At 38.8% G+C, this 13264-nt stretch carries 9 protein-coding genes; 6 read left to right on the top strand and 3 right to left on the bottom strand.

The window, feature by feature from the left end; genetic code table 11:
- Positions 1–5 precede the first annotated feature (5 nt).
- The 3 genes from VNJ50_RS07710 to VNJ50_RS07700 all read left to right on the top strand — a co-directional run bounded on the left by VNJ50_RS07710 (position 6) and on the right by VNJ50_RS07700 (position 3858).
- Positions 6–3206, top strand: coding sequence for an efflux RND transporter permease subunit (locus VNJ50_RS07710; RefSeq protein ID WP_325580603.1), 3201 nt, complete (start codon positions 6–8; stop codon positions 3204–3206).
- A 108-nt stretch (positions 3207–3314) separates the two neighbouring features.
- Positions 3315–3620, top strand: coding sequence for a hypothetical protein (locus VNJ50_RS07705; protein ID WP_325580601.1), 306 nt, complete (start codon positions 3315–3317; stop codon positions 3618–3620).
- A 10-nt stretch (positions 3621–3630) separates the two neighbouring features.
- Positions 3631–3858 carry a DUF2892 domain-containing protein gene (locus VNJ50_RS07700; RefSeq protein ID WP_325580599.1) on the top strand — a complete coding sequence of 76 codons (228 nt, stop codon included), beginning with the start codon at positions 3631–3633 and terminating at the stop codon, positions 3856–3858.
- A gap of 128 nt (positions 3859–3986) precedes the next feature.
- On the opposite strand, the gene VNJ50_RS07695 is transcribed toward VNJ50_RS07700, so the two are convergent.
- From VNJ50_RS07695 to VNJ50_RS07685, 3 genes are all read right to left on the bottom strand, one after another.
- On the bottom strand, positions 3987–5276 hold the full coding sequence (locus VNJ50_RS07695) for an NAD(P)/FAD-dependent oxidoreductase (RefSeq protein WP_325580598.1): 1290 nt from the start codon (positions 5274–5276) through the stop codon (positions 3987–3989).
- Positions 5277–5514: 238 nt separating this feature from the next.
- On the bottom strand, positions 5515–6969 hold the full coding sequence (gene cls, locus VNJ50_RS07690; protein WP_325580596.1) for a cardiolipin synthase: 1455 nt from the start codon (positions 6967–6969) through the stop codon (positions 5515–5517).
- 132 nt (positions 6970–7101) lie between these two features.
- Complete coding sequence (locus VNJ50_RS07685; RefSeq protein ID WP_325580594.1) at positions 7102–8517, bottom strand: NAD(P)/FAD-dependent oxidoreductase; 1416 nt, start codon at positions 8515–8517, stop codon at positions 7102–7104.
- Between the two features lie 357 nt (positions 8518–8874).
- Between VNJ50_RS07685 and VNJ50_RS07680 the strand changes: the two genes are divergently transcribed.
- From VNJ50_RS07680 to VNJ50_RS07670, 3 genes are all read left to right on the top strand, one after another.
- The gene (locus VNJ50_RS07680) at positions 8875–9291 is read left to right on the top strand and encodes a hypothetical protein (protein ID WP_325580592.1); all 417 of its coding nucleotides are present in this window, start codon (positions 8875–8877) and stop codon (positions 9289–9291) included.
- Between the two features lie 213 nt (positions 9292–9504).
- Positions 9505–10884, top strand: coding sequence for a TolC family protein (locus VNJ50_RS07675; RefSeq protein WP_325580590.1), 1380 nt, complete (start codon positions 9505–9507; stop codon positions 10882–10884).
- Between the two features lie 11 nt (positions 10885–10895).
- Positions 10896–13264: efflux RND transporter permease subunit (locus tag VNJ50_RS07670; protein ID WP_325580588.1), on the top strand; the 2369-nt coding region annotated here is incomplete at its 3' end.

The following is a 13264-nucleotide window of genomic DNA, read 5'->3' as shown; positions in this document are numbered from 1 at the left end:
ATCATATGAAAGAAGGTATCGCAGGAAAAATCGCCAAGATATTTATACAATCAAAGCTCACAGTGCTTTTGATGATTGTATTTATGGTTATTGGCGTATATAGTTCGTTTTTAATACCACGCGAGGAAGAACCACAAATTGATGTGCCCATGGCCGACATTTTTGTGGGCTATCCGGGCGCAAGTCCAACGGAAGTAGAATCCCGCATCATAAAACCACTCGAACAATTAATCTCAAACATTAAAGGTGTAGAATATGTGTATTCTACTTCCATGAAAGAACAAGGTATGGTAATCGTCCAATTTTATGTTGGCGAAGACATAGAACGCTCGTTTGTAAAACTGTATAACGAGATTAGCAAACACATGGATAAAATGCCGCAGGGCGTAACGTTTCCATTAATAAAAACACGCGCTATTGATGATGTACCCATGCTTGGATTAACCTTATGGAGTGAAAATTATGATGATTATCAACTTGGTCAAATTGCGCAGGAGCTCGAATCCGAAATTAAAAAGGTGCATGATGTATCCATGACCCAAAAAATTGGTGGAAGGGAGCGGCAACTAAGAGTGGTATTGGACAAAGACAAACTTGCTGCTGCAGGCTTGGATTTCTTATCGGTTTCTGAAATGATCAAAGCCAATAATAGCCAGTTGAACTCTGGAAGCTTTGACAATAACGACACTGAATTTTTAGTCAATACTGGAAAATTCCTGCAATCGGCAACCGATGTTGAAAATTTAGTGGTAGGTATCCAGCAAAATCAACCTATCTATTTAAAACAGATTGCAAAAATTCTTGACGGTCCTGAAGTTCCACAAAACTATGTCAGCTTAGGATTTGGGCAAGGCAGTCAAAAAATTGAAGATTACCATTCAGAATATCCGGCTGTAACTATTTCGGTGGCCAAAAGGAAAGGTGCCGATGCCATGCAGATTGCCGAAGTAATTATGGATAAGGTCGAACATCTTCGAAGTACTTTAATTCCGGATGATGTTCACGTAGAAATCACAAGAAACTATGGTGAAACAGCTTCAGATAAGGTATCAGAATTGCTATGGCATCTCATAGGATCGATCATTGCCGTAACCGTGGTAGTGATGTTGGCCATGGGATGGCGCGGTGGATTGGTTGTCTTCCTATCCGTACCCATCACCTTTGCACTAACGTTGTTGAGCTACTACATGATGGATTATACCCTTAATCGAATCACATTGTTTGCTTTGGTTTTTGTAACAGGAATTGTAGTGGACGACTCCATTATTATTGCCGAAAACATGCACCGACATTTCAAGATGAAACGCTTACCATTTAAACAAGCGGCGCTGTATGCCATCAACGAAGTAGGGAATCCAACCATTTTGGCAACCTTGACCGTTATTGCATCCGTATTGCCAATGGCTTTTGTATCGGGGTTGATGGGACCTTACATGGCACCTATGCCCATCGGTGCCTCTATTGCCATGATACTTTCGCTTTTTGTAGCCTTAACCGCAACACCTTATTTAGGGTATATTTTCTTAATAAGTAAAGATAAAAAAGGACATCCCAAAAAGATTGAAAAACCACTTGAAGACACTCGGATTTATAAAATTTACAACAAATTTGAACGTCCGCTACTCGAAAACACTACAAAACGCTGGGTATTCCTGGGTGGTGTTTTCTTGCTTCTGATGTCAACCATGATTTTATTTTTCACAAAATCGGTAGCGGTAAAAATGTTGCCTTTTGATAACAAAAACGAGTTTCAGGTAGTCATTGATATGCCCGAAGGTACCACATTGGAACGCACGGGTGTCGTAGCGCAAGAAATATCTCAGTACTTGGCAACACGCCCTGAAGTCGTAAATTATCAAAACTATATTGGCACCTCGGCACCAATAACGTTCAACGGATTGGTACGTCATTACGATTTGCGCGGCGGAAGCAATATGGCCGATATTCTGGTAAATCTCATTAATAAAGATGAAAGAAAAGCTCAGAGCCATGACATTGCCAAATTGTTGCGACCGGATATTCAAAAAATTGCCACAAAGTACAATGCCAATGTCAAACTAGTGGAAGTACCACCAGGGCCTCCGGTATTATCGACAATTGTTGCCGAAGTTTATGGTCCTGATTATAATGAGCAAATAAAAATTGCTGATCAAATCCAAAACATTTTAAAAAACACCGATGATGTTGTAGATATTGATTGGATGGTTGAAGCCGATCAAACTGAATTTCAATTTGAGATCGATAAAGAAAAAGCAATGCTTTACGGAATTACGCCACAACAAATAACCCATACCATGAATATGGCATTGTCAAATAGGGCCGTCACCACATTGTATGACGAAAATGCGAGCCAACAAGTAGGATTGATTTTAGCTTTGGATGAAAAAGAAAAATCTACAATTTCTGACATTTCACAATTAAAAGTAAAATCACAGCAAGGCCACTTGGTCCCCATTGCCGACTTGGTATCAATTAACGAAACAATCAGCGCAAAAAGCATTTATCGTAAAAATCAAAAACGCGTAGTTTATGTATTGGCCGATATGGCGGGCGATTTAGAAAGTCCGGCGTATGCCATTCTGGGAATGGAGAAAAAGTTGAAAGAAATCCCGATGCCCGAAGGTTATGATATTCAAGAATTGTATTTAAACCAACCGGACTACGAAGATAATTATACCGTAAAATGGGATGGCGAATGGCAGATTACCCTAGAAGTTTTTAGAGACTTGGGCATTGCCTTTTTAGGTGCGATCATTCTAATTTATATCCTGATTGTAGGATGGTTCCAAAACTTTAAAGCTCCAATTGTGATGATGGTTGCCATTCCATTATCCCTCATCGGAATTATTTTGGGGCATTGGGTCATGGGCGCATTTTTTACCGCAACCTCCTTTATCGGAATGATTGCATTGGCCGGGATTATGGTTAGAAACTCGGTTTTACTTATCGACTTTATCAATCTCAGAACTGCCGAGGGCATTCCATTAAAACAAGCGGTTGTCGAGGCCGGAGCGGTACGAACAACCCCTATCCTACTTACGGCAGGCACCGTGGTCATTGGAGCGTTTGTCATTTTGTTCGACCCAATTTTTCAAGGTTTGGCCATTTCATTAATGGGCGGAACCATTGTTTCTACAGTACTCACGCTATTGGTCGTCCCCTTAGTGTATTATATGATTGAAAAGAAAAAACATAATAATAATTAACACTATTTTCTGGCAGGTTTTTAGAACCTGTCAGAAATTCCTAACCCAGCTTTTACAGTTTCAAAAAAATCTAAATCCTAAAAACTTAAGCTAAAAATATTGAAGCCTATGAAATTAGTTATCGTAACAGCCGTCGAAGAGTTTAGAAAAGATGTTCTAAACCTCTTTAAAAATGCAAATATCCACAACTTCAGCAGTTCGGATATTGATGGATATAAAAACGGATCGTCCATATTAATGACCGCCGGATGGTTTCCGGGTGAAAAATTCAGTAACGAATCGCGAATGTTTTTCTCTTTCACGGAAGACGATAATATCGATGCTTTGTTCCAATTAATTCAAGAATTTAATCTCACCTTACAAACCAGTAATGCCGTAAGAGCAGTTGTCGTACCAATCGAAAGAAACATTTAAATCCAATAACATGCTAAATACATATTTTAGAATTATCGTCGGCACTATGGTGCTTTTGAGTGTTGTACTCACCGTTTATGTCAATCCAAACTGGATGTGGTTTACCGTTTTTATCGGTGTCAACCTTATCCAATCGGCATTTTCAAAATGGTGTTTATTAGAAAACATTTTATTGAAACTTGGCGTAAAAAATTCCGGTGGCGGATGTTCTGTCCCATCGCAAAAAAACAAAAATTAAAGTATCTTATGATAATGTTGAATCCCCAGTAATTGTTAAACCATTTTTCAACAAAAAGGCTTGGTATATTAAAGTTCCGATTTTAATATAAACCAAGCCTTTTAATTGATATACGACTCAAATTTTATCTAAATATGTTCACAAGCTTTTTCGATATCTGCAGTTTTCCCTATCATAATTCCTTGGGACTGTCCTTTGCCAACATAGGCATTGAACCAATTCCAGAAGGTCCTAAAACGGTTTCTATAACTTACCAATAAGGCCAAATGCACAAATAACCAAGAAAACCATGCAAACCAACCCGTAAAGGTCGTTTTTGGAAATGTCATATCGGCAACGGCCTTTTTATCACCAATGATGGCCATTGCCCCTTTGTCCCTATATTTAAAAGGTTTCGGTTTTTTGTTTTCAACTATGGCAATAAAAATTTCTGCCAGAGCTTTTCCTTGCTGCTGTGCAACACTTCCCAACTGTGGATGCCCTTTTGGAAAATTCAAATCTGACATTTGCAAACACGCATCACCGATGGCATAAATATTATCGGTTTTATCCACTTTATTAAAAGCATCTACCAAAAGTCTGTTGCCATTTTGGTAAGATGTTTCAGGAATACCTTTGAATCTGATCCCGGTGACGCCGGCGGTCCAAATTAAGGTTTTGGTTTCTATGGTTTCGCCATCTTTAAAATAAACTTTATCATCCTTAAAGTCAGAAACCATCTTGTTCAGTAAAACATGGATTCCCATATTTTTTAAGGTTTGTAAAGTATATTTTTGTGATTTCTCGCTCATCGGAGGAAGCACGGTCGGTGCACCGTCAACCAAATAGATATTCAATTGCTCATTGACCAATTCGGCATAAATATCCATGAGTTTCCGATTTCGCATTTCGGCAATCATTCCGGCTATTTCAACCCCAGACGGCCCAGCTCCAGAAATAACAATGTTTCGCATTTTACGCTTTTCAGCGGCATCTGTGCAATAGGTATATTTTTCGCCTTGCATGATAAGGAAATTCCGCAATTTGATAGCATCGTTGACCGTTTTCATTGGTAAGGCATTCTGTTCAATATTATCCATACCAAAATAATTGCTTTTTGTGCCGGTTGCAATTACCAAAGCATCATAATGCATTTCGCCTGTAGTTAATAGGATTTTATTTTGTTCGGGAATGACTTCTTCCAATTCGCCAATCCTAAAAAACAAATTGTCTTTTCCTGTAAACAATGATCGAAACGGGATTGAAATACTTGAAATATCCAACATCCCGGTGGATACTTGATATAGTAATGGCGGAAAAAAATTGTAATTGTTCTTGTCAACCAAAGTTACTTTTATTCCTTTTTTATTCCCCAAGGCTTTGGCCATATATACGCCGGCAAAACCGCCACCAACTATTACAATATGTTTATCTTTCATTTTATTTTGAGTTATTAAATCGTATCCAACACCTCAATATATAATCGTCAAAGTATGTATGAATGTCTTATGAGTTTTATATTTAAATATGATGTTGTTGAAAAAAACGACTTTAAGATCAGCTAAATAAAAAATAACCTACATATTAATTAGCACAATCACCTCTATAAAGGTATCGATTTTAGAAGTAATAATAGAAAAACAAGTCCTTGATTTGACGAGGCCAGAAGTTTTTATTTTATAGAAACGGAGATAACAACCTGACGGCTCTTTCCCATAATAAAACGTAGGTGGGACGATTTAGCCAAACCTCAGCATCTATCAAATCAGCATCTTTGATGTCGTTATAAAAAACGTCGGTTAACTGCTTTGCGATAGATTGGCTATATACCATCGCATTGACTTCAAAATTAAGGTCAAAACTTCTGTAATCCATATTAGCAGATCCAACGATAGCCAAATTATCATCAATGACCATTGTTTTGGCATGTACAAATCCTTTGTTGTACTGATATATTTTTACATCATATTTCAATAATTCGGTATAATGTGCTCGCGCTGCGGCATTGACCATTTTTGAATCTGAAATTCCAGGAATTAAAATTTTGACATCCAATCCACTTTGAATGGCAATAATCAGGGCATCCATTAAGCTTTCGCCAGGAATAAAATAAGGACTCGTGATATAAATATTCTTTTTTGCCGAACCAATAGCTTCCATTAAAGAATAGAAAATTACGGGTTGCGCACTATCTGGTCCCGAAGCGGCAATTTGCACCACATCATTTTCGAGCTTTGAATTTTGCAATTGATCTGGAAAATATATTTTATCATAATCCAAACGAACTGGACTGCAAAAATTCCAATCGCACAAAAACAAGTATTGGAGATAAGATGTCGAAATTCCTTTAATCATCAAATGCGTATCTCGCCAAAACAAATGATTATCCTTTTGGAGATCATTTCTATACCTGTCGCTCATATTGATACCACCAATAAACCCAACGTTGCCATCAATAATAATAATTTTACGGTGATTTCGGTAATTGATACGGTTGGCAAAAGCATACCAAATGATCTTATAAAACGGCGCCGTTTGGACACCTGCATCCTCCAATCTTTTAATAAATGTCTTTCCGAGTCCGTGACTGCCAAAATCATCATATAAAAACCGAACTTCTACACCTTCTTTAGCTTTTTTGATGAGCACATCGGCCACAGCATTTCCGGTAATGTCATTCTCATAAATATAATATTCGATATGGATATGGGATTTTGCATTTTCTAAAGCTTTTAACAATTCGGGGAATTTTTCTTCGCCATTAATCAACAATTTCACCTCGTTATTGGCTGTTAAAGGGCTGCTACCGGCCTGGCGGATATATTCGGATAATTTTTGATACCGATTGTCCAACAATCCTGATTTACTTATCGACTCGGAGTAGGCAATCATTGCGTCGCGAATGCTATTCCTAATAGGTCCGTCCTGAATAATTTTTCTGGAGTAGAGCTTTCGTTTTCTATAGTTGATTCCTACAGAAAAATAAAAGATCATGCCAACAAAAGGAACAAACACAATAAAAAGGATGTAGGCTAAAGCTTTTGTAGTACTTCGTGTGTCGTAAAGTACTTTTAAAATAACAGTGATTGCCAAAAGTGCATAAGCAATCTCTCCAAGTAGAATCCAGTTCATAACATAAGTTTTTCTGTAGGGTTAAATTAACGCATTTACATCAATAAAAAGACCTCACAGTCCCAAAATTCTCAGGATTAAAATCTGCGAGGCCTAAATTTTATTATTAGTGATTTTAAGAAATCTTAGAACTTATGTGCGTTGCAATTCACTAATATCCTCCAGAACTTCTTCACTTTCATCAAAGTAAAGATAGCGTTCTTTACTGTCATCCAATTCATCCATCCATTCGGTATGGTGTGTTTCGGCCTTGGTACCAGTAACCACACTTTGAAATGTTTTATCTCGATAGGTTAAAATATTATCTTCCTTATCCTGAAGCCACTCTTTAAACATCACGGCCACTTTATCGACATTAAAATCTGGATAATCAGAAAGTTCCAATAAATCTTTGATATAAGCTGATTGAAAATCGACATCATCAGCGCCAGAATCCAGTTTTTCATTGGCTTCCAACCATTTATCAATATCAATGCGACGCTCTGCTTTTGACGGCAAACTATAACGTCCCATCATAAAATCTCTAGCCAACCAAGCTTGTGCATCAAACATATTAAAGGTATAATATTGATCCTGCATGCCCAAATAAACCAATTTTGGCAAAGCGTTATAAAACACACCTTTATAAAGATGATCAGGATACAGATTGTTTTTGGTCTTTAATCGCAATTCATCTGGAAGAAACGGGAATTTATGTTGATATCCCGTACACATAATAACAGCATCAAACCTAGACGATATACCATCTTTAAAATATGCAATGTCATTTTCAAAATGCGTCAATAACGGCACTTCCTTAATACCTTCTGGCCAATTGATGCCAATCGGGTTGCTTCTATAACTTAAAGTGACAGTGTTGGCGCCGTGTTTGTGGCATTGCACACCAATATCTTCTGCCGAATAACTACTTCCGATAATCAATAAATCTTGATCTTTATAAGGATCCGCACCTCTAAAATCATGGGCATGCATCACTTGTCCAGGAAAATGCTCGATCCCTTTAAAGTATGGCATATTGGGTGTTGAGAAGTGTCCTGATGCCACAACAATGTAATCAAACACTTCGGTATAAGTTTTGTCAATTTTCAAATTGTCCAAAACCATTTCGAATTTCTCGGTTTCCTCATTATAATTTATCCACCGGACCGTAGTATCAAACCGAATATAATCACGCACCTGATTCTTTTTGATCCGCCCTTGGATATAGTCGAACAGCACAGGTCGTGGTGGATAAGAGGATATTGGCTTTTTAAAATGCTCGTCGAAGGAATAGTCTGAAAATTCCAAACATTCTTTTGGTCCGTTTGACCATAAATATTTGTACATACTGCCATGAATGGGCTCGCCGTATTTACCTACACCTGTTCGCCACGAGTAATTCCACATGCCACCCCAATTACTTTGTTTCTCGAAGCATACTACTTCTGGTACTTCCAATCCTTGATTTTTTGCAGCTTCAAAAGCTCTCAATTGTGCCAGTCCACTTGGTCCCGCACCAATGATTCCGACTCGTGTTTTAGTGGTTTTACCATTTTTTTTGTTACTCATTTATATAAATAGATTTGCTGTTTGTAATAAGAGTTCAAAATAGAAGCACTTTTACAAACAATTAATAATTCTGTTTTTTCAAGGAAAAAGCCACTGATTAGCAGCAAAAGAATTGAGATTTAAAACGCCATGTTTACAACCTCAAAATATTGAATATGTTATTATTTTTCCGAAGTGCAAAATATAATGTTTTTCGAATGAAATTACAATTCTTATCCAGACAAAAACTCAAATAAAATATTTTTTTTTAAAAAAGTTACTTTTAGGCCGTCCATGCTTAGTCAAATACATAATCTACATTCTTAAAAATGTTTTCCGAGTTTTTTCCTCCAAACGATTTCCCTATATTTGCCTTTCGTGAAAAAAATAAAGACCCATAAAAACGATTTGATTTTTAAGCAGATTTTAGCTACAGCTCTGCTATTGTTGGTTCTTTTATCTTCTTGTTCTTTAAAAAGAGGAGTCAAGGTTTTATTTGATATTCCTGTGAAGACGGAGCGAACGGGAGCCTTAGGCCACCATATTCACTCTTTAAACCATGGCGAAACGGCCTGTTTTAAATGTTCGGATCTTCAAGTAGTTACTGCCGATTCCTTTGACCATTCACTTATAAAGAATATCTCTTCAGCGATTTTTATTAGTGTTATTTTTTCACTTTTAATGATGCCGTTTTTTAAGCAAGAAGAAACACATCACTTCAAAACACCTACACTTGGACTTAGTATCCCCAAGTATTTACTTTTTAGCAAACTTCTTTTTTACGACATACGATAATTAATTCTTTTTTTTAGACAAAAGAGTGAACAGAATTCCGTTATGCTTTGTTATTTGCTGGTTCTTGGCATTATAAAAGCATAAGCATTTATTCTATTTACCAACTTCCGTCTAAAATTCTCAATTTAATCCTCGCTTGAAATAAGCCTGTTTCTCTTGGTCATCAATATAAAATTTGGTCTAGAGATTATCATTAACCGTAAAATAAAATCAATGACAAGAATTCTTGTAACCGTCCTTGGCACTGCAATATTCCTTGCCAACTGCCAATCCTCCTTTGCGCAGCAACATGAAGGACATCTAAATATACTATGGGACGAAGTACAACGTTCCTACCCTGGTTTGGAGACCAGAGAAGCCACCGTACAAGCGGCACAAATGGAGGAACGTTTCGTTTTTGGAGAACGACTTCCCCAACTGCGTCTTCAAGCACAAAACTCATATGCCACTTATGAAGGAATCAGTGGTGCTTTTTTTCCGCAACCAGGACTTTTTAATATCAGTGGAGCAAATGGTTTGACCGGTCCCTCATGGACCTTCAATACCTACGCTTCCTCCACTTTGGAATGGGAACTTTTTTCCTTCGGAAAATACAATTACAAATCCAAAACTGCCCGAGCAAAGACCCACAGTGTCCAAGGTGAAAAAGACACTTACAGCCTGCACCTTAAAAAAGAGCTTTCCCATCGTTATCTCCAACTGCTTTTAAAGGAAACCAAATTGGAAACTAACCATCACAATCTGAATCGGCTCAACACCGTCCGAAGCATTACTTCCGCTTTGTCAAAAGCGGGATTGAAATCGGCAGCAGACAGTCTGTTGGCCACGTCCTCTTTCAATCAAGCATTAGGAGATAGCGAAAAGCTAAAAGGTGAAAAACAGGCGGCACTCATTCAACTTCTTGAACTCACTAACGGCAAAGAAACCAATTATCTGGCTTCGGTGCCACGGTTTTTAGAACCTCTGAAAACCCCCTTAAATAAGACTACTGAAATCGATGCAACCCATCCTGTTTTGACTTCCCTTGAAGAACGACGCAAAAGTTTGGATTACCGAGCAAAAAGTGAAGCGAGCTCAGCCTTGCCTTCCGTAAATTTAATTGCTGGCTATGCTTATCGCGGTGTTGGTATTGGAAATGGCGGTACGGTTTCGGACCATTGGAACGACGGATTTTCAAACTCTGTGACCAATGGTTTGGTCGGTGTGGGAATAACATGGAATATTTCCGATTTATATACCCAAAAACAACGTTCCGGCAGTTTGAAGAAACAAGCAGAAAGTGAAGGCCACCGCTACAAACAATATGAACAGGAAATGCAGGCAGAGCTGGCTTCCATTCAATACAAATTGCAACGACAATATACAGAAATGGAAAAAACCCATGAAGCGCAACAGCAGGCCAATGCGGCATATCAAATGTATTTATCGCGATATAAAAGCGGATTGATGGATTTAAGCAATCTGCTTCAGATCCAGATTTTACTGGAGCTGGCAGAAAAAAAACACATCAATGCTGCCTTTGATTTTTGGATGCTCATGGTTGCCGAAGCGGAGCTAACAGCTGATTTTTCACATTTGTTTACCAATCTTTAATTAAAAAAAATATGAATAATTTAATTCGATTTGCACTGCGGAAGCCCATCTCGATTATGGTGGCAGTTTTGGCCATTGTTTTCTTTTCGGTCATTGCGGTACAAAAAATAAACGTAGATATTTTCCCCGAAGTGGAATCCCCTGCCATTTACATTGCCATGCCCTATGGCGGACTTTCGCCTGAGTATATGGATGGCTTTATGGCCAATGAATTCCAAAAAGTACTCCTATTTGTGAGCGGCGTCAAAGACATGGATTTTAAAAGTATCCAAGGTCTTACCTTGATGAAGCTCACCTTTTATCCTGGAACGGATATGGCACAATCTGCCGCTGAATTATCCACTTCAGTGTCTCGAGCAATGGGCTTTTTGCCCGCCGGCGCCGTACCACCCATGGTGGTTCGATTTGATGGAAGCTCACTACCGGTTGGGAAACTGGTTTTTGAAAGTGATCACCGATCCATCAACGAAATCCAAACAGAGGTATTGACAAAAGTCCGTCCAATGTTGGTCAATATTCCTGGTGTTTCGGCACCCGCGCCCTTTGGAGGAAGTGCCCGATCAATTGTCGTGAATGCCGACCCTGATTTGCTTCGGGCTAACAACTTGAGTGCTGAAGATGTGACCATTGCCATTGCCAAAAGCAATTTGCCATCGCCGGCAGGAAATCTTAGAATAGGTGATAAAAACATGATGGCCCCCATTAATTCCCTCTCCGCAGGACCTGAGGAATTTCTGAACACACCAATTAAAAGAGTGAACGATCGCACCATTTACATTCGTGACGTAGCCCACGTACAGGACGAAGGCGATATGACATATGGCTATGCGATGGTCAATGGAAAACGAACCGTATATCTGCCTATTATTAAAAAAGCCGATGCTTCCACGCTTGATGCTGTTCAAAATGTAAAGGCCTCACTTAAGGATTTTGAGCACATACTGCCGGAAGATATGAGCGTACGCTATGAATTTGACCAGTCTAAATACATTAAAACTTCCTTGACCAATCTACAGATCTCTGGACTTTTGGGAGCCATATTAACAGGGTTAATGGTGTTGCTTTTTTTGGGCGATTTACGTGGAGCCTTGATTGTGGTACTTACCATCCCAATTTCGTTGATGGCAGCGATTTCTGTTCTGTATTTAATGGGACAGACCATCAATATCATGACCTTAAGCGGGTTGGCACTTTCTATCGGAATTTTAGTAGACGAAGCCACGGTAACTATTGAAAACATCCACCAACATTTGGAGGTGGGCAAGCAAAAACAAAAAGCAATCTTAGATGCACTTTTCGAAATCTCCGTTCCGAAGTTATTGATTTTGCTGAGCATTTTAGCGGTGTTAACGCCAACACTTATTATGACGGGAATTTCTAAAGATATGTTCTTGCCATTGTCTTTAGCCGTTGCCTTTGCCATGATTGCCTCGTTTATTTCCTCTCAAACTTTTGTTCCTATTTTGGCCAACTGGATGATTAAGACCAATGAAAATCCAATACCGATTTCAAAACGTAAACGTGCATTCTTCGACAAGTTCCGAGTGAGATATTCGTATACGCTGAGACGCTGGGTTCCAAAATCACTTCCACTGTTCTTTATTTATATAATCAGTTCAGTTGCTATTGTGGCACTGTTAATAAACCGAGTTGGAACAGATGTCATGCCAGTATCCAACAGCGGCGATTTTCAGCTCCGGATCCAAGCACCTACGGGAGACCGATTGGAGCTAACCGAGGAACTGTACAACAATGTCATTGCAGATATTGAAGAAATCCTTCCAGATGGTGCCGTATCTATAACTTCAGGCTATGTGGGACCACAATCACCTAATAGCCCGATCAATCCGATATTCTTATTTACAAGTTCTTCCGACCAAGCGGTTCTTGAGGTTTCCGTAAACCAAGACATCTATTCGGGTTCCATGGATGCTGTCCGAGAGAAATTGAGAGAAACCATGGCACAAAAATATCCTGAAGCTTCCTTCAACTTTGAACCGATGGAACTCACCGAAAAAATTATGGGGCAAGGAGCGATGACACCCATAGAAATAAAAGTTGGCGCAAGACAATTGAAACAAGCCGCCGGATTTGCAAATCAGATCAAGGAACATCTGGACAAGATCGATTTTCTCCGAGATATTCGCATTGCCGAACAAGTGAATTATCCAGTTCTTAATATCGATATCGATAGAGATCTTGCTGGCCAATTTGATTTGGGCGTAGATGATATCACAAGAAATTTGGTAGCAGCCACCTCATCCACCCGATTTACCAATAAGAATTTATGGATTGATCCACGCTCGGGATTGCCATTCCAAACACAAGTAGAAATCCCTTATGCCGATATCCTAACAGAAACCCAATTGCGTTCCATGCC

Source organism: Gelidibacter sp. (genome assembly GCF_035577925.1).
GTDB lineage: Bacteria > Bacteroidota > Bacteroidia > Flavobacteriales > Flavobacteriaceae > Gelidibacter.
This window is presented reverse-complemented; position numbering and strand designations above follow the sequence as displayed.